The organism is Streptococcus sp. A69, assembly GCF_058556195.1.
Genome location: NZ_JBZUJU010000002.1, coordinates 34,709 through 52,919, shown reverse-complemented (window position 1 = coordinate 52,919; position 18,211 = coordinate 34,709). Strand labels below are relative to the sequence as shown.

The 18,211-nt window shown below is 43.8% G+C and carries 14 protein-coding genes and 1 pseudogene; 3 read left to right on the top strand and 12 right to left on the bottom strand.

Annotation, left to right across the window (positions count from 1 at the left end; translation table 11 throughout):
• Positions 1-2: 2 nt before the first annotated feature.
• A complete protein-coding gene (locus AC4ME5_RS04275; RefSeq protein ID WP_491800114.1) occupies positions 3-1,283 on the bottom strand; it encodes a glycoside hydrolase family 125 protein in 1,281 nt (426 codons plus the stop codon).
• A gap of 170 nt (positions 1,284-1,453) precedes the next feature.
• On the opposite strand from AC4ME5_RS04275, the gene AC4ME5_RS04270 reads away from it, so the two are divergent.
• A complete protein-coding gene (locus tag AC4ME5_RS04270) occupies positions 1,454-3,541 on the top strand; it encodes a GH92 family glycosyl hydrolase (RefSeq protein ID WP_061588549.1) in 2,088 nt (695 codons plus the stop codon).
• 36 nt (positions 3,542-3,577) lie between these two features.
• Here AC4ME5_RS04270 and AC4ME5_RS04265 read toward each other — a convergent pair whose 3' ends face one another.
• From AC4ME5_RS04265 to AC4ME5_RS04215, 11 genes and pseudogenes are all read right to left on the bottom strand, one after another.
• On the bottom strand, positions 3,578-5,257 hold the full coding sequence (locus AC4ME5_RS04265; RefSeq protein ID WP_491800430.1) for an alpha-L-fucosidase: 1,680 nt from the start codon (positions 5,255-5,257) through the stop codon (positions 3,578-3,580).
• Between the two features lie 539 nt (positions 5,258-5,796).
• Positions 5,797-7,302, bottom strand: a complete 1,506-nt coding sequence (gene adcA, locus AC4ME5_RS04260) for a zinc ABC transporter substrate-binding lipoprotein AdcA (RefSeq protein WP_061588548.1) — start codon at positions 7,300-7,302, stop codon at positions 5,797-5,799.
• A 9-nt stretch (positions 7,303-7,311) separates the two neighbouring features.
• Positions 7,312-8,118, bottom strand: a complete 807-nt coding sequence (locus tag AC4ME5_RS04255) for a metal ABC transporter permease (protein WP_061588547.1) — start codon at positions 8,116-8,118, stop codon at positions 7,312-7,314.
• Positions 8,111-8,815: a metal ABC transporter ATP-binding protein gene (locus AC4ME5_RS04250; RefSeq protein ID WP_491800112.1), complete on the bottom strand. Its 705-nt coding sequence runs from the start codon at positions 8,813-8,815 to the stop codon at positions 8,111-8,113. Before AC4ME5_RS04250 ends, AC4ME5_RS04255 begins: the two co-directional genes overlap by 8 nt.
• Positions 8,815-9,255, bottom strand: a complete 441-nt coding sequence (gene adcR / locus AC4ME5_RS04245) for a zinc-dependent transcriptional regulator AdcR (protein WP_084939464.1) — start codon at positions 9,253-9,255, stop codon at positions 8,815-8,817. The genes AC4ME5_RS04250 and adcR overlap by 1 nt, the downstream gene beginning before the upstream one ends.
• Positions 9,256-9,403: 148 nt before the next feature.
• Positions 9,404-11,467: pseudogene (gene nt5e / locus AC4ME5_RS04240) on the bottom strand (cell surface ecto-5'-nucleotidase Nt5e).
• Between the two features lie 141 nt (positions 11,468-11,608).
• Positions 11,609-12,877 carry a D-alanyl-lipoteichoic acid biosynthesis protein DltD gene (gene dltD / locus AC4ME5_RS04235; protein ID WP_084939465.1) on the bottom strand — a complete coding sequence of 423 codons (1,269 nt, stop codon included), beginning with the start codon at positions 12,875-12,877 and terminating at the stop codon, positions 11,609-11,611.
• Positions 12,870-13,109 (bottom strand): D-alanine--poly(phosphoribitol) ligase subunit DltC, encoded by a 240-nt coding sequence (gene dltC / locus AC4ME5_RS04230; protein ID WP_061588543.1) that lies wholly within the window; start codon positions 13,107-13,109, stop codon positions 12,870-12,872. The genes dltD and dltC overlap by 8 nt, the downstream gene beginning before the upstream one ends.
• Before the next feature lie 13 nt (positions 13,110-13,122).
• Positions 13,123-14,367, bottom strand: coding sequence for a D-alanyl-lipoteichoic acid biosynthesis protein DltB (dltB, locus tag AC4ME5_RS04225; RefSeq protein ID WP_076984234.1), 1,245 nt, complete (start codon positions 14,365-14,367; stop codon positions 13,123-13,125).
• Positions 14,364-15,914: a D-alanine--poly(phosphoribitol) ligase subunit DltA gene (gene dltA, locus AC4ME5_RS04220; RefSeq protein WP_491800108.1), complete on the bottom strand. Its 1,551-nt coding sequence runs from the start codon at positions 15,912-15,914 to the stop codon at positions 14,364-14,366. Before dltA ends, dltB begins: the two co-directional genes overlap by 4 nt.
• Positions 15,915-15,934: 20 nt before the next feature.
• Complete coding sequence (locus tag AC4ME5_RS04215; protein ID WP_029692964.1) at positions 15,935-16,066, bottom strand: teichoic acid D-Ala incorporation-associated protein DltX; 132 nt, start codon at positions 16,064-16,066, stop codon at positions 15,935-15,937.
• A gap of 286 nt (positions 16,067-16,352) precedes the next feature.
• On the opposite strand from AC4ME5_RS04215, the gene hslO reads away from it, so the two are divergent.
• Entirely contained in the window at positions 16,353-17,225 is an 873-nt protein-coding gene (hslO, locus tag AC4ME5_RS04210) for an Hsp33 family molecular chaperone HslO (RefSeq protein WP_248025533.1), read from the top strand.
• Entirely contained in the window at positions 17,212-18,192 is a 981-nt protein-coding gene (gene dusB, locus AC4ME5_RS04205) for a tRNA dihydrouridine synthase DusB (protein ID WP_000183314.1), read from the top strand. Before hslO ends, dusB begins: the two co-directional genes overlap by 14 nt.
• Positions 18,193-18,211: the final 19 nt, after the last annotated feature.

Genomic DNA, 18,211 nt, shown 5'->3' with positions numbered 1-18,211 from the left:
CCTTAACGTATATCCAAGTAATCCAGTACCAACTCACAGAACATCATGTTGGCCCAAGAGAACCATTCACGAGAGTAAAGTGTTGGGTCATCCACGTGGAAGCTTTCATGCATGACACCTGTCCCACCATCGCAGGCAACGAGCTGATCGAGCAAGAATTTCTTCTCCGCCTTGTCTGTTGTCGTCAAGCCTTGGATAGAAAGGGCGATTGGCCAGATATAGCGATAGAAGGTATGAGAACTTCCGAGACCGCTAGCGTATTCTCCTTGGTAGAAGTAGGGATTTTCAGGGCTCAGAATGGTACGACGAGTCGCTTGATACACTTCGTCATTCACATGGCAGTAACCAAGATAGGGAGCAGCCAGTAGACTTGGGACGTTTGGATCATCCATGATGCTAGCATTTCCTAGGCCATCCACTTCAAAGGCGTAAATCTTTTCGCCCTTACTGTTGGTGGTGTAGGCATAGTTTTCAATACCTTCTTGGATCTCTGCTTGCAGGCGTTTAGCGTCTGCCATGATGTTTTGGCTATCAGCTATGTCTAGTTCTGCAAATATTTCTTGCACATACCCCAAGACGACTACGGCAAACATATTTGACGGAATCAAATAGCTATACTGGCAGCAGTCATCACTCGGACGAAAAGCTGACCAGGTCATTCCTGTCACGGCAAAGTCAGGTCCAAAACCATCATTTACCAGAGTATCTTCCCTGCGGTCCGTATCGCGGACAAAACGATAGGCAGAGTTGTTGTGGTCCTGCTCTACTGTCCAGAGATGAAGGATTTCCTTGGTCGCAGCGACAAAAGTGTCATCAAACTGACTGGTCTCACCAGTCTCTTTCCAAAGGAGATAAGCCAACTGCAAAGGATAGCAAAGCGAGTCCACCTCATACTTGCGTTCCCAAATCCAGCCATTAAGGTCCGTGTGGTCAGTCTCATGGTGGCCCTTCCAGTTTTCCTCAATGTTAAAGGAGTTGGCATAAGGATCCTTGAGCACCAAGGTCATCTGACGCTTGACCAAACCAGCGATTGTCTGGCGCAAAAGAGCATCTCTCTTAGCCACATGAAGGTAGGGTCTAAGCTGGGCAGTCGAGTCACGAAGCCACATGGCGGGAATGTCTCCTGTGAGCACAAAAGTTGAACCATCTTCCAATATCTCAACTGTATTGTCTAAGGTGTCTGTGTAGCAACGCTCGAAGACATCCACCCACTCCGGATGGTCCTTAGCCCGCTCCGCTACTTCGTCTAGCCATTCTCTAACAATTTCTTTCGAATAAATCATCGTGCAGTTTCCTCTTTCAAACAAGTTTCATGTTCAGTATATAGTTTTTGAGACAGAAAATACATACACAAATGATAGTCATTTTTCTACAAAATTGCTTACTTTTGAACCCCATATCTAAAGGCCCTCTTTTTCTGATATAATGTAGAAAAACAGCTAAAGGAAAGACTATGAAACCACTACTTGAAACCATCGATACCCGCTTTGGGACTGCTAGCAAGCATGCCTTTTCTCGGGGAAATACCCTGCCCTACACAGGCGTCCCTTTTGGGATGAATTATTTTGTACCCCAGACCAGTGACCATGAGGGAGCTTGGTTTTTCGATCCGCATCTGCCCATTTTTCAGGGAATTCGATTAACCCATCAGCCCAGTCCTTGGATTGGGGACTACTCTTGGCTCCTTCTGACACCTGTCACCGGCCAGCTTGGGGGAGATAGCCTCTTTCACCGTCAATCCTCCTATGATATGGATAAGGCCTCTTTCCAACCTCATTATCTGAAGATTTTCTCCCTGCGCTTTCAGATTGAAATCCAGCTCACACCGACTTGCTATGGCGCTTCTATTCGTTTGGAGCAAAAGCAAGGCAAGGCCCTATCCCTCTATCTTCACACAGCAGATGACTTGACAGTCAAGCAAGTAGATAAGCGGACTCTGGCCCTAAGACAAGAGGGCGAAACAGAGACCAATAAAAATCCGCTGATACTCTTTACTGCTCTACAAATGAATACGGATATTCTTGCTATGAGCCAAGAAAGTGGAGACTGGCGAATTGACCTCGCAGATAGTCATGCCAAGATTCAGCTAGGGACTTCTTTCATCTCCCCTTCTCAAGCACTGCTTAATCTACCTCAAGAAGATTTTAATAACTGTAAATCAAGGGCCCAAGCGGATTGGAAAAATCTCCTCCATCGTTTTGATATCGTGGAGACAGGGGAAGCCGACCGAACCTTTTTTGATCACTGCCTCTACAGACTTTTCCTCTTCCCACAGACATTTTATGAGGTGAACGAGTCAGGGCAGGCCATCCACATGGATTTTTCTACTGGCACTATCAAACCTGGTGTTCTCTTTAGCAACAATGGTTTCTGGGATACCTTCCGCACCACCTTCCCCCTCTTTGCCCTTATCATACCAGAACACTATCACCGCTTTCTAGAAGGTTTCCTCAATAGCTACCGCGATACTGGTTTTCTTCCAAAATGGCTAGCCCCAGATGAACGCGGCATGATGCCTGGCACTCTTTTAGACGGCATTATCGCAGATAGCGCCTGCAAGGAAATGGCCCCCGACTTGGAAGAAGAACTCCTCCAAGCCATGCTGGAGACAGCCACCAAGTCTGATCCTCTTGGCATCAACGGTCGCCACGGTTTAGCTCAATACCAAGAATTAGGTTATCTTTCAACCGACCACCACGAAAGCGTCAGCCACACCCTTGACTATGCCTATAGCGACTTTTGTATCGCCAGCTGTTCCGAAAAGCTTGGTCAAAATGACATCGCCCAAACTTATAAGGTCGCATCGCAGAATTACCGCCATCTCTTTGACGCCGAGACGGGCTACATGAGAGCGCGAGATAGTCAAGGCAACTTCCGACCAGACTTCTCTCCTTATAGTTGGGGACGTGACTACGCCGAATGTTCTGCTATTCAAGCGACTTTAGGCGTCTTACATGACATCCCAGGTTTGCGTCAACTGATGGGTGGAAAGGAAAACTTTAGCCGCTACCTTTTGAAAATCTGTCAAGATGCTCCTCTATTTGAAACAACTGGTTATGGTTACGAGATTCATGAAATGAGCGAGATGGCTACAGCTCCTTTTGGGCAAATCGCCATTTCTAATCAACCTAGCTTCCACATTCCTTATCTCTTCCGCTACAGTAACTATCCTGAATACACTAGCCTTCTCATCAAGACGCTGCGTCAGAAGGCCTTCAAACCAAGCTGGGATGCCTACCCTGGCGACGAGGACAATGGCAGTCTCTCTGCCTGGTATATCTGGTCAGCTCTTGGGTTCTACCCGACCTGTCCAGGAAAACCAAGCTATGACCTCGGAATTCCCCTCTTTAATCATCTCCGTATCTACCTGGCTAAGGAAAATGAATGGCTGGATATCCATGCCGAGCAAAACCACAGCCACTTCAACTTTGTCAAAGAATGTCGATTGGACAAGACCATAGTATCTAGCATTCAACACCAAGACCTCTTGAAAGCTGAACAACTGACCTTCACCCTCAGCTGGCTACCAAATCACTCCTAACCCAAAAAACCTTTGCATCGCGCAAAGGTTCTTCTTTTATGAAACTTGGACCTGAAGCTGGTCAACCAGCTGCCCATCTACCGTCAGATTCAGATAAAAGTCCAAGGTTTTATCTCCTGCAAAATACAAGGTTGGTAGCGTTAGCTTTTTTTCAGTCTCGCCAACTTGAAACGCAAGGACTTGAATCTCGTCCCGATAAGCGACACCATGCACACCCGTCCCTGGTTGAATCGAAATCTTAGCTTCTAAAGGACTGCTAGATTCTATGTGTTTCACTGAAAAGTGGACATTTTCTCCCTTGGTCACAGCTAGACTTTTTTCTGAAAACTCTAGTTGCTGAATAGCTTCTTTTCTCGACAAGGTAGGTGTTTTATAGAGTGAAATTTTGGTCAACAAAGGCAAAGCCTGTGCCTCTGTAATGGTCACACGTATCTTCTGCGCCTCAACGACTGATCCTCGTAAGAGACGTTTGTAGCCAACAGTATAACCAGAGCCAAACTCCTGCCAGGCACCATCCAGCTCTACCTGAACATGGAAAGCAGCTATACGTTGCCCCAACTTCAAATCTTCTCTTAACTCAATCACATCAAAAGCTTTAGGAGCCCCTAAATCGAGCTCTAACTGAATTGGCAGTTCTACATCACTAGCCCAAGAACTGGTCTCTAGTCCATCTGTCAGGTGGCAACAAGCAAAGTCTGCTGATAGAGCAGGACCAGATACCTTGGCTCCCAAAGCCAAATCTTCTTTATAGAGCTCGTCACGGTAGGCTCTAAATTCATACAGTCGCTGGATATCCCGTTCATCAAAGAGACCATCTTGGTTTGGCGGGATATTGAGCAAGAGAGGGGTTCCCCGCCCCACTGAGTGAAAGTAGATTTCGACCAATTCCTCGAGAGATTTGGAATCCTGATCCTCATGGTAAAACCAACCCGGCCGAAGGGAAACATCTGCCTCGCCGATTGAAAACAGCGTTCCTGAGGGATCACCGTGCTGTAGATAATCTAATGCAGCCTCTGTCCCCAACTGGTCGGGCTTGACTTTTTGCCACAAGGGATCCCCTGCATAGCCCCGTTCATTACCAATCCAGCGAATACTAGTTCCCTCTGTTGAGAATATCAAGCAATCCCCTTGTAGGTCATGAATAGTCTCAAACCAAGTCTCAAACTCATAGTTGACCTGCTGGGCCCCCTCCCCTCGAGCACCATCCATCCAAACCTCGGCAAATTTCCCAGCATTCCCATAGTTAGGATTTGATAAGATTTCCTTCAACTGAGCCAGATAATAGGCATTGTAGTCCGCTTCTCGGTCCACGTGATAGAGGGGACTGTGGGCATCCCAAGGAGACAAATACACTCCCATATCCATGTCAAATTCAGTTGCAACTTGGGATACTTCAAGGAGCAAGTCCCCCTTTCCATCTCTCCAAGGGCTGGCCTTGACCGAGTAGTCTGTATAAACTGTCGGGTAGAGCACAAAACCATCGTGGTGCTTAACCACCAAAATCAGCTTTTTAAAACCTGTTTCTTTAAGCACTCGAACCCACTCCCGCGCATCTAACTTAGTTGGGTTAAAGCGCTCAGGATCCTCCTGTCCAGTCCCCCATTCTTGGTCATAAAAGGTATTAGGACCGAAGTGGATAAAGGCTGCTAGCTCATCGCCCAGATAAGTTAGCTGGACCTGACTTGGTAATGGTCCGTTTGGTTTTATGTTCGTCATCATCTCATATCTCTTTCTCTTATCAATTTGCTTATTCAAAAAGTTATCCACAACCTGTGGATAAGAAAACATACCTAAAAATTAGCTTTTTCAGACTCCAGCTCTTAGACTTTAACCCTGTCACTCTCAGGCAGACCTGCTCAAATCCCTACTAGACTAAGATTTCTACTAGAAAGATAAGCACGTTACTAGTTTCCGGAGCAATTCTCAAGATCCCTCTAGGATATTAGCTAAATGTCCTGTTCTGCCCAGACTTATCCACAACTTGTGAATAAACTATTGTTTCAGGCCACTCTCTCCTTGACTATAACAAAAAGCGATAGCAGCGTCAATATGGCTAAGCTCCCTTCCTAAATCCCCTGAAAAGATTCTATAATTTGTACAATCGTAGCTTTTGCATTCGCCAGCTAGTGAGAATCAGCCAGTAGAAAATGACCTCTTTATCACATTGTGAACAGCACAACTGTGGTACTATAATACCTAACAACCTAATCATTTCCAGCAAAAAATCCCGCAGATTTGCGGGATTCTCTCTTGCATCAATGTGCCAACATTTCTTGGGCGATTTCTTGTCCAGATAAGTTATCTGGATAGTAGGTTGGCCAGTTATCCATCTCTTCAAAGAGGGCTTCTTGGCTAGTACCTCCAAAGAAGATATGGAAATGTTCTGCCTTGACTGGGGCGATATTGTGGTCACTAAACTGAACGTACTTGAACTGTCCAGCATCCGCATCTGTCGCTTCAAAGAGGAAGCGCACGCCACGATTGCCTTTCTTGTAAGTCAAGATTTTCTTACCAACATACTTGTAGGTGAATTTCTTACTTTGTCCACCTTGAACAAATTCCATAGTGTTATCAGTAATGTTAATCTTGGTCACATCTGTCTGATAGCCTTTTCTATAGTAGGCCTTGTACTCATCCTTTGTCATCTTGCCAGTTAACTTAGCCTTGTAGTCAAAGACTTGATCAAAAGTTCCATCTTCAAGGAAAGGATAAACTGACTGCCAGTTACCAGCATAGTCACTCAAGGTACGGTCCTTGACAGCTGCATCCTCAAAGTAACCATTGTGAACTGTCTTGGTGTTTTCTTCCTTCTCTGGCTCGATTTCCGATCCTTCTTGGTCTGTTGTTTGTTTCAAAGCCTTGAGGTTTTTCTCCATGATAGAGATGTAATTTTCTCCCGCCTTGGTGTCCTCTTCTGTCAGACTTTCTAAAGGATTGAGGACATCTGTTTTGACACCTGCCTCTTTTGAAAGTGTATTGGCTAGGGCTTGTGAGGCATTTTCTTCAAAGTAAATATAGGCGATTTTATTTTTCTTGACGTACTCTGTCAATTCTGCCAAACGTGCTGCTGATGGCTCAGCATCTGGTGAGAGACCTGAGATGGATACTTGCTTGAGACCATAATCCAAGGCAAGGTAGTTAAAGGCAGCGTGCTGGGTCACAAAGCTCTTTTGTTTGGCTTGAGACAAACCATCTGTGTAGGCCTTATCTAAGGCTTGCAATTTTTCGATATAGGCAGCAGCATTCTTCTCAAAGGTTTCTTTTTTATCAGGATAATCTGCTGACAAGCTGTCACGGATATGCTCTACTAGTTTAATGGCACGGACTGGTGATAACCAAACATGGGGATCGAACTCATGGTGATGGCCTTCTTCTCCATGGTCATGGTCTCCCTCTTCTTCATCGCCACCTGGCAAGAGCAACATATCGCCTGTCGCCTTGATGGTTTTCACCTTTTTCTTATCCAAAGTATCTAGCAATTTTGGAACCCATGTTTCCATGTTTTCATTTTCATAAACGAAGGTGTCTGCGTCTTGGATTTTGGCAACTGCCTTGGCAGACGGTTCGTATTCGTGAGGTTCTGTACCAGCACCGATTAGAAGTTCTACATTAGCAGTATCTCCTGCGACTTGCTTGGTAAATTCGTAGATAGGGTAAAAGGTTGTCACGATATTTAGCTTCCCATTTGCCTGTTTTTGATTGGAACAAGCCACTAAAAACAGGGCACATAGACTAGCTAGTAGTAAGCTCAGTTTTTTCATTTCATTCTCCTATTTGATAAAACGTTTCAGTAGACTGACTAATAAAAAGACAGCTACAAAGATAATGGTAATACTAGCGCTGGCAGGGGTTTCCGCATAGTAGGAAATATAAAGTCCTGCCACCATTCCCAAAAAGCCAATAACGCTGGCTAGTAACATAACGGATTTAAAGTTTTTCCCCAGACGCAGGGCAATACTAGCTGGCAAAACCATGATGGTCGATACCAGAAGAGCTCCTGCCGCAGGAATCATAAGGGCAATGGCTACCCCTGTCACCATGTTAAAAAGAATGGACATGGTACGAACGGGCAAGCCATCCACAAAGGCCGTATCCTCATCAAAGGTCAGGATGTACATTGGTCGCAAGAATAAGAAAGTCAAGAATAAAACGACCGCCGCAATGGCAAAGAGGAAAATCACCTGCTCCCGGCTAATGGTCACAATCGAACCAAAGAGATATTGGTCCAAACTCATAGAACTAGAACTTTTACCCTTACTCATGACAATCAGAGACACTGCAAGTCCTGTTGACATGAGGATGGCAGTCCCGATTTCCATAAAGTTCTTGTAAACCGTACGGAGATACTCCAGAAAGACCGCAGCGATCAAGACAATGGCAATGGTTGAAATAGTTGGAGAAATTCCCAAAACCAGACCAAAGGCTACTCCTGATAGAGAAACGTGACTGAGGGTATCGCTCATGAGACTCTGACGACGTAAGATAAGGAAGGTACCAAGAACTGGAGAAAAGAGACTCATGGCAATGACCGCCAAGAAGGCACGCTGCATAAAGTCATAGGATAACAAACTAAGCATGTTCCACCTCCTGGTCGCTTTCGTGAACGTTGAAACAACGCCATGGCGAATCTTGGTTACGAACTAGATGAATATTGCGATCCGCATAGTCCTTGACCTCCTCAGGATCATGGGTAATCATCAAAACGGCCTTGCCATGATGATGAGCGCTGTGGTGCATGAGTTCGTAAAATTCATTTTTGCTCCCCACATCCATCCCTGTCGTCGGCTCATCCAAGACAAAGATGTCTGGGTCAGAAGCAAACATCCGTGCAATCACTGCTCGTTGCTTTTGCCCTCCCGATAGGGAGCCAATTCGTTTATCACGATGTTCCCACATACCAACTGAGTCTAGACTGGCCTTGATATGCTCCTCATCGTGGGCATTCAAACGACGGAACCAGCCCTTTCGCGGATAGCGACCCGACTTGACAAATTCATAAACTGTACTTGGAAAACCAGCATTAAAACTAGCAATCTGCTGGGGAAGATAAGCTATCCTTAGCTTTTTTCCATGAGTATTTGTCTTTGAAATGGTTACCTTGCCAAATCTTGGTTGCAAGATGCCTAGACTCGCCTTGATAAGCGTCGTCTTGGCAGCTCCATTTTCACCAGTCAGGATGACAAACTCCCCACTATCAACACTGTAGTTGATGTGCTCGAGGACAGGTTCTTTATCATAATAGAAAGACAAATCCTCTACTGTAATATACCGCATTATTTGATTTCTCCTACTAAAGCAGTTAAAAACCGCTGAATCACTTCTTGTTCATTTGGAGTAAACTGATTTGCTACTTGTTCATAGGCTGAGAGTGTGTGCTCATGGTGGTGGTGGTGTTCTGCCGCTACTGGTCGAGCTAGCTCTGTCAGTCGATAAAAGATTACACGCGCATCCTTAGGATCTCTGGATGTCTCTAACATACCCTCTTTGACTAAAGACTTGATAGCCTTGGTCACTGCCGCCTGACTGACATTAAGGCGACGGGCCAACTCCGAGTTAGTTAGGGATTCTTCTGACAAGAGCATGAGGATGTGCTCCTGAGTGTTGGTCAAGGCTACGTCACTTGTGCAATGCCCGATCAGAATTTCATGCTGGTTCTCAGATCTCAAGATCACCTCGTTTAAAAAGTTATCGATTTCCTGTGCAAGCTGTCTCATGTGTTACTCCTTCCCTAGCTATCTTTTTCGTAAAAAACTTAGATAGCCACCGATTCTTTACTGGTTAATTATATCATAAACCAAAAAAGAGTCAAGGGAAAAAGGCGTAAAAACGTTTCCCTAGACTCTTTTAGATGTGAAATTTAACCTATTTTAGCTTTGGTTTTCGGCTCGATAAGATACCTGACAATCCAGCTACCATACCCATCAAGAGCAAGAAGATGGATTGTTCACTTCCTGTATTTGGGAGAGCTTTTTCTGAGACAACTGCCTTCTTGCTAAATTGACCTGCCACCTCATAAGTCAATGGCACATTTGTAGTCGCATCGTTAGCAGCTGCATTCGTTTGAGGCGTTTCTACTGGTAAACTAGAAGTTGTAGAATCCACAGAAATCGTCCGTGAGTTCGGATTGATCTTTTCATACTGGGTCAAATCAGCGGTTTTCAGATACTCTTCAAAGGCTGCATCCATAGATGGGCCTTCTTCACGCGCGCCACCTAACATAGTGTAGACATCACCACCCGCAGCTAAGAAATCATTGGTTGCAAGATAGTAAGTTTTTGCGAGGTCTAGGAGATCATAACGACCAGTCGTGCGGTTTTTGACCTGGATGGCCAAGACACGTTTACCTGATGGTAGGTTGGTATCATAGTAGACCTTCACACCTGAAACTTGCAAGAAGCCACCACTTGGCTCTAGCAATGGTTGTCCGTTCTCATCCAAGACCTTCTTGCCATCCTTATTGACCTGTAAGATAGAACCGAGTGACTTTTCAAACATATCCAATACTTGTTGCCCAGTCACTTGGATTTGTGAGATGGTATTTCCAAATGGAAGAACAGCAATGACATTTCCTTTGGTAATCGGTTTGCCTTTTGCAATAGTTTCACGCAAGCCACCACCATTTGTCACAGCGATGTCTGTCGGATGGCTAAATCCTGTCTGACCATACTGATAGAGGGAGTCCGCTACGACGTTTCCGAGGTTGGTTTCACGAACTCGAACATTTTCACGATCACCGTTTAGTTCCACAGGGCTGTTTGAAACGACTTCAACAGCATTTTCAGCATCGTATTTTTGTTTAATGTCTTTGACTAGTTTTTCAACTGTTGGATTGGCAGTCAGTTTCTTGGCGTCAGCAGCTGCAATCAACGTAGGATTACCCAAAAGTTGACGTGATTTGTAGATAACCTTCCCAACATTATGAAGGTAGCTTCCTGTTTGGTTATAGGTAACATTGTCGCCATAAGTTGTGGAAGCTACTGTATGAGAATGCCCATCAATAACTGTCACACGTTTGCCTTTGAGACGAGGATTTTTAGATAGAGCTTCTGCTAAGGTTGAACCACGCCACTCGACTGGAGTTGTGGTATCTACACCGAGGTGAGCAAGCACAACATAGTGTTTGTAGTCCTTACCTTCTGCACGAGCCTTGGCTTGAACTTCTTCGATGACCTTATTGACTTCAGAGATTGGATCTGTAAAAGTTACCCCTTTAATGTTTTTCGGGTGGGTTTTTGTAGCAGTTTCAGGTGTTGTTACACCGATCACAACAAATTCATCACCTTCCACAGTCTTATCTTTATCAACAATTGTAGAAGCTTCAAAAAGACGAGCTCCATTGACGTAGGTATTTGAGCTAAGTAATGGGAATTTCAAGATTTCCTTGTATTTCTTAGCTTCGTCCAAACCAAAGTCAAACTCACGGTTTCCTACCGCCATGGCATCATACTGCATCTGATTGAGAATTTCAGCACGCGCTTCACCCTTTGTAGAGTTGGAAATCGGTAAACCTTGGAAGGCGTCTCCAGCATCTACGACGAGAGTCGTTTGATTTGATTTCGCGCGTTCCTGCTCAATGACAGTCGCTAACTTGGCATCTCCAATTACTCCCTTTTCCTCTACAATACGACCATGGACATCATTGGTGTGTAAGATAACGGTGTCCTTTTCTTCGCTTTTAGTAGATTCAGCAGGAGCTGACGGAGCTTCTGCAGATGCAACGGTTGCCGGAGTCTCTACCTCATTTGTTGGAGTTGCTGGCGCTGCAGGGTTCAACACAGAAGTAGGAGTCTCCGACGTAGCAGGAGTCGCTACAACAGCTAAACTTTCTGCAGGAGTTGTTGCTTCCTCAGCGTAGACTTATCCAGCTAAAAAGGCTTGGGCCAATAGGGCCGTCGACAAGACAGGTAATAAGAAACGTTTATTCATTTTGAAATCCTTTTCTTTTCTTTTTTCCTTTATGTTATACGATATTTCTAGAAAATTTGAAACCTTTGACTTATTTTCATCTAAAACATTCGCTAATTAAACAAAAAAGCTTGGGTTTAAATCCCAAACTTTTAGCTGATTTTATTGGAAATCTTTGATGTTCCCATCATAGGTCGCCCAGTCCTTGCTAAAGAAGCGGTCATTCATCTTGTAGTCTGGAGCTGGTTTCGGATCCGTCAAGAAAGGATTGACAACCTTATCAAAAGCCAGCCAACCTAACCATCCTAGATGAATGGTATCCTTAACAAAATAAGGGTCCCCTCCATTTTTTGAAAAATCAGCAATATTGGTAAAACCCTGACTTTCTAATTGGTAACGAATTTTCTCCACTGCATGCTGGTACATCTCTTCGCTGAGTCCTGTGTACTCCATCCACTTCTTGTTAACCGGCTGAATGACAAAGAGCACATTGACATTCGACTTAGCAAATTGATTGAGGACCAGCTGCAAATCATTGTATTCAGAGGACTTGAGGAAGTTGTAATTTTTTTGATACCCTTCCCATTTTTTTAAATCCTTTTGAACCTCTCTCGTATAGAAATGATTTTCCATCCCCATATCGTTATTGGTCGTATTTGCTTCTGCGTCCTTACGAACAATTTTTTCTAACTCATCATAAGAAAATTGATCCGGAAGATCCTTTAAATAGTTCTCCACGTGTTCCTTGTACTTGAGTTTTCCTCGAATGGAGAATTGTCCAAAGAGAGCGGATTGCTTTTCATTGAATCGCGCAAAAATATCAATAGCAACTTGATCAACCTCTGATAATTCTTCACCCTTTGACAGTTTTTGAACAATGCCTTTTAATGCAACATTAGGATTCTGCTTTAACAATCGAATAGCCGCATGCTTTGCAGCAATGTCACCAGATTGATTTCCCAAAAAAGCTGTCAATTGGTCACTGTTAAAAAATCTCTGAAACGCTGCGGGTTCATAATCTGTCTCCGTAAACCACTGAGGCGAAATCACAAATACAGCCTGCTTATTCTCTATTTCTGGCAAAATTTGCTGTAGACCAAAATATTGATTTAGAGAGGCTGCTCCTGCTTGACCTAGAAAGTAAGGACGATAGGGACGATGGTATTTTTCCGCTAAAACAGCTGGATGGACACTATCAAATCGAATCCATTCACTAGACCCTAGAAAAGGAATAAAACGCATATTTGGATCCGTAAGAGCCCTTACTTTTTGGCTTCTCTCTTTAAAACTCTCTGCACTAACAGAAGCCGCTGAGTACTTCTCCTCCGTCAGATTATGACTTGTTGTACTTGGATAAAAAAAGATGAGTAAAAGAATCAAAAGGCCAGCAATGAAGATAGGACCGAAGATCAGCCACAAGCGTTTAAGCATTCTTCAACTCCATAATACCTTCTACGATTTTATTAGCCGTATTCCAGTCATCACGACCGAACTCCGTCACTGGAACACGAATGTCAAAACGGTTTTCAATCTCCACAATCAATTCAACCGTTCCCATGCTATCCAAGACACCGGCATCAAAAAGATCTTCATCCATCATGTCAGAAACATCTTCCATAAATAACTCATCAATAATTTCAATAACTTCTGATTTGATATCCATTTTTTATATCCTTTTATTTTTTAAACCATAAATCATTCAAAAATCCAGAAAAGATTAAGAATGAAACCATCACGACATGGAAGGTGACAACCATGCCAAGCAACTGAATCCAGCGATTCTCAGGTAAGGAACCCTTTCCAGCTTTTTTCCGTTCTTTATTGAGCGCTTTTTTCTTACGAACCCAAGCGTCATTGATGACTAGCCCAATCCCATGGAAAAGTCCGTAGGCGATATAGTACCAGGTCACACCATGCCAAAATCCCATAATCAGCATATTGAGAATATAGGCTACACTTGAGGTCACATTGCGATTTTTAAAGACCTTCTTTCTGGTCAACACCATGACCATCCGCATAAAGACAAAGTCACGGAACCAGAAAGACAGACTCATGTGCCAGCGATTCCAAAACTCTTTTAAATCCCTTGACAAAAAGGGCTTGTTAAAGTTGATAGGACTATGAATACCCATCAAGTTTGAAATAGCTAAGGCAAACATTGAGTAGCCCGCAAAGTCAAAGAAGAGCTCCAGACCAAAGGTATACATGACCGCTAAAGCGTAGAGGTTAAAGAAACCACCTGTCTGCAAGGCCAAATTTTTCAGCGGAGGCAATAATGTCTCTCCTAAAATGTGAGCCAAGATAAACTTGTAGAGGAAGCCAAGCATGATATATTTGACAGCCTCTTCTAGCATGTCCATCAACTCATCCCGTTCAGGAATGGTCTCGTAATTTTCATTGAAGCGTTTAAAACGATCAATGGGACCACTTGAGAAAGTCGGCATAAAGAGAAGAAAACGCAAGAATTGCCAAATCGTTAATTCCTTGATGACACCGTCTCTCAACTCAACGATAACCCCAACTGCACGAAAGGTTAAGTAAGAAATCCCTAAAAATCCAAACAAAGATTGAGGACCATGAATAGCAGGAGATACTTTCACAAAGACGATTGGCAATAGGGATAGAAAGCTAACCAGGTAAAATATCCATTTACTATCCCGTTGTTTCCTGTACCTTTTGTAGAAAGATACAAGAAGTACTTGCCAGATAACATAAAGGATAAGAGCGCTTATTTGATTCGTCTTTCCACCGACCAACATGGTGACGATAAAGAAGAGACTAACGAGCACCTCGTACAAGGCAAAACGTTTCTTGAAAAAAAGACCAATAAAGATAGGTAAAGTCGCAGCAATTACGTATAAAAAGTACTGAAGATCACCATAAGGTTCCAAATGAGGTAGCTGTTTATAAAGCTCCATCATCGGCTGTTTACCTCATTGATCAAGCCCTTGATATCAATTTTACCATTAGGCGTTAGCGGCAAACTATCTCGATAAAGAAACTTAGAAGGCATCATATAGGACATCATGATATCTGCTAGATCTTCCTTAATAGCCTTGGTAATATCGATATCACGCTCAAACTGCTGACGGACACCATCCTTTAGGATGACATAGGCCAGTAGATTTTGTACCTTGTGGTCCTTGTTATAACGTGGGACAGCAACAGCAGACTCGATAAAGCGAGACTTGTTGAGGTTTTGAGAGGCATCTTCAAGCTCAATGCGATAACCATTAAACTTAATCTGGAAATCCATGCGTCCACCATAGAGAAGCAATCCCTCATCTGTCATGGTTCCTACATCCCCTGTGTGGTAGGCTGGAAGACCTTCGAACTCAAAGAAAGCTTCTGCTGTTTTTTCAGGATTATTCATATAGCCTTTTGAAACAGCTGGCCCAGAAACAATGATTTCTCCTTGCTCACCATTTGGAACTTTCTTACCTTCTTCATCAATGATAAAGGTTGGAGAATCAGCCTTAGTATAGCCGATTGGCAGGCGTTTGAGAGTCGCCAACATCTCATCAGTGACGGCAACTGCTGACAAAGCTACCGTCGCTTCTGTTGGTCCGTAGGCATTGATAATACGGGCATTTGGGAATCGCTCGCGTAGTTTTTGAGCTGTTTTGACTGTCAATTCTTCACCATCAAAGTAGAAATGCGTGATTCCTGGCATTTTCTCACTGTTAAAGTCTTCTGACAACATGGCCATATCTGCAAAGGATGGTGTTGAGGTCCAGATAGCAATGGGCAAGGAAAAAATCGTCGCAAAGAGTTTTTTGAAGTCCTGAGTAATGGCTGAAGGAAGAGCAAAAAGCGTACCACCCAGTGCTAAGGTTGGCGCCCAGTACATGACAGATAGGTCAAAAGAATAAGGGGGCTGAGCCAGCATTTGTGGACGATTTGGCGTCGCAAATTCCTTATCTGTAATCATCCAGTTGGTAAAGCTGAGAAGATTATCATGGGAAATCTGCACTCCCTTAGGCTTACCAGTCGTACCAGAAGTAAAGATGATGTAGTAGTTGTCATCTCCCTTGACTGGATGGGTCATCTCGTAGCTGGAAGCTTGAGCAAAAGCTTCATGGACTTGCTCTAAATTCAGCATCGGTGTGATAGTTTGCTCTAATGGAAAATCTGAGATGGCAATAATCAAACTTGGCTCTGCAACTTCTACGATAGCAGAAACTCGTTCCAAGGCCGAATGGCTATCAATTGGGATGTAGGCATGACCTGACTTAGTTAGCGCTACAAAGGTAGCCAACATCTCATATTCCTGACCACCAAAAACGACGACTGGAGATTTCTCAGGCAAGTCAAGTCGATCGATAGCTGCAGCTAAACTATCTGAATCAGCCTTCAGATCACCATAAGTATGCTCTTGACCTAAAACATTATAGACAGGATATGTTGGTTGTATTTGAGCAAAGTGCTCAATCGTTTCAATCATATCTTTTATCGGTTTATTAGACACTGTTCCTTTTCTCCTTTAAACTAGAACTCATTATAAATAAAGCCACCTTGTCCCTGCCCAAGGTAACTAAAAAAATAAAGCAGGCCAAGCAAGATTACAAAATATAGGGCCGTTCGGCCTAAGAATATATGTAGATTTCGTTGTTTTTTCATAAGCTATCCATTAATATATCATTTCTATCGACTACAAATACGAACTATTAGTGATTTATCTTCCTAACATTTTACCACTTTATCAACCTTTTTTTCAACTGTTTACCATAACTTAAAAGTTCGTTTTAGGTTATTTTAAGATAAATTAAAATGTTAACAGTAAATGTGAACAAAAATTTCCATTTCTATAAATCTCCTATACCAATCATTAGAAATTAAACAGTTTAAAGAATGACAGCAAACACACGGCTCCCCCTTTGAGCATTTTTATGCTAAAATAGAAGGTATGGATAAGATTATTAAAACTATATCAGAAAGCGGAGCCTTTCGTGCTTTTGTTCTTGACAGCACGGAAACCGTCCGCACTGCTCAAGAAAAACATCAAACTCAAGCCAGTTCAACTGTCGCACTTGGCCGTACCCTTATCGCAAGCCAGATTCTCGCAGCCAATGAAAAAGGAAATACCAAGATTACTGTAAAAGTTCTTGGAACGAGCTCTCTCGGTGCCATCATCACGGTCGCAGATACAAAGGGCAACGTCAAAGGCTATGTGCAAAATCCCGGTGTAGATATCAAAAAAACTGCAACTGGTGAAGTTCTAGTCGGACCTTTTGTCGGCAATGGTCAATTTCTCGTTATCACAGACTATGGTACTGGAAATCCTTACAACTCTATGACTCCTCTCATCTCTGGAGAAATCGGTGAAGACCTGGCCTTTTATCTGACTGAAAGCCAACAAACCCCTTCAGCAGTCGGCCTCAATGTCCTTTTGGACGAGGAAGACAAGGTCAAGGTTGCTGGTGGCTTTTTGCTCCAAGTATTACCAAATGCCAAAGAGGAAGAAATCGCACGTTTTGAAAAACGAATCCAAGAGATGCCAGCTATCTCAACCCTTCTGGAAAGCGATGACCATATCGAAGCCCTCCTCAAGGCTATCTACGGTGACGAATCCTACAAACGACTTTCCGAAGAAGAAATCCGTTTCCAATGTGACTGCAGTAAAGAACGCTTCATGGATGCTCTTGCCAGCCTTCCAAGCTCAGACTTAGAGGAAATGAAAGAGGAAGACCACGGGGCCGAAATCACTTGTCAATTCTGCCAAACGACTTATAACTTTGATGAAAACGACCTGGAGGAACTCATTCGTGACAAATCTTAATACACCTTTTATGATTGGCAATGTTGAGATTCCCAATCGTACTGTTTTAGCACCCATGGCTGGTGTCACCAACTCAGCCTTTCGTACCATCGCAAAAGAGCTCGGGGCTGGACTCGTTGTCATGGAAATGGTCTCTGACAAGGGAATCCAATACAACAATGAAAAAACCTTGCATATGCTTCACATCGATGAAGGCGAAAATCCCGTTTCTATCCAACTCTTTGGTAGCGATGAAGACAGCCTCGCACGCGCAGCAGAATTCATCCAAGAAAACACCAAGACCGATATCGTCGATATCAACATGGGCTGCCCTGTCAACAAAATCGTAAAAAACGAAGCTGGCGCTATGTGGCTCAAGGACCCAGACAAGATCTACTCTATCATCAACAAGGTCCAATCTGTCCTTGATATCCCCCTCACCGTCAAAATGCGTACAGGCTGGTCTGATCCATCCCTAGCCGTGGAGAATGCCCTGGCAGCTGAGGCTGCAGGTGTCTCTGCCCTCGCTATGCACGGCCGTACCCGCGAACAAATGTATACTGGTCACGCTGACCTTGAGACCCTTCATGATGTCGCTCAGGCCCTAACCAAGATTCCATTTATCGCCAACGGTGACATCCGTACAGTTCAAGATGCTAAACAGCGTATCGAAGAAGTCGGTGCTGACGCAGTTATGATTGGCCGAGCAGCCATGGGAAATCCCTACCTCTTCAATCAAATCAACCACTACTTTGAAACAGGAGAAATCCTTCCTGATTTGACCTTTGAAGATAAGATGAAAATCGCCTACGAACACTTAAAACGCTTGATTAGCCTCAAAGGAGAAAAAATTGCAGTCCGTGAATTCCGTGGCCTCGCTCCTCACTACCTTCGTGGTACATCTGGCGCAGCCAAACTTCGTGGAGCTATTTCACAAGCTAGCACTCTTGCAGAAATTGAGGCCCTCTTGCAACTAGACAAAGCATAGTCCCACATCTACAACTCAA

Coding starts and splice junctions, on each gene's coding strand:
- AC4ME5_RS04215 (WP_029692964.1), bottom strand. CDS start 16,066: ATGAAAAAACAACGAAATCTACATATATTCTTAGGCCGAACGGCCCTA.
- dltC (WP_061588543.1), bottom strand. CDS start 13,109: ATGGATATCAAATCAGAAGTTATTGAAATTATTGATGAGTTATTTATG.
- adcR (WP_084939464.1), bottom strand. CDS start 9,255: ATGAGACAGCTTGCACAGGAAATCGATAACTTTTTAAACGAGGTGATC.
- adcA (WP_061588548.1), bottom strand. CDS start 7,302: ATGAAAAAACTGAGCTTACTACTAGCTAGTCTATGTGCCCTGTTTTTA.
- AC4ME5_RS04255 (WP_061588547.1), bottom strand. CDS start 8,118: ATGCTTAGTTTGTTATCCTATGACTTTATGCAGCGTGCCTTCTTGGCG.
- AC4ME5_RS04270 (WP_061588549.1), top strand. CDS start 1,454: ATGAAACCACTACTTGAAACCATCGATACCCGCTTTGGGACTGCTAGC.
- dltD (WP_084939465.1), bottom strand. CDS start 12,877: ATGCTTAAACGCTTGTGGCTGATCTTCGGTCCTATCTTCATTGCTGGC.
- hslO (WP_248025533.1), top strand. CDS start 16,353: ATGGATAAGATTATTAAAACTATATCAGAAAGCGGAGCCTTTCGTGCT.
- AC4ME5_RS04275 (WP_491800114.1), bottom strand. CDS start 1,283: ATGATTTATTCGAAAGAAATTGTTAGAGAATGGCTAGACGAAGTAGCG.
- AC4ME5_RS04265 (WP_491800430.1), bottom strand. CDS start 5,257: ATGACGAACATAAAACCAAACGGACCATTACCAAGTCAGGTCCAGCTA.
- dltB (WP_076984234.1), bottom strand. CDS start 14,367: ATGATGGAGCTTTATAAACAGCTACCTCATTTGGAACCTTATGGTGAT.
- AC4ME5_RS04250 (WP_491800112.1), bottom strand. CDS start 8,815: ATGCGGTATATTACAGTAGAGGATTTGTCTTTCTATTATGATAAAGAA.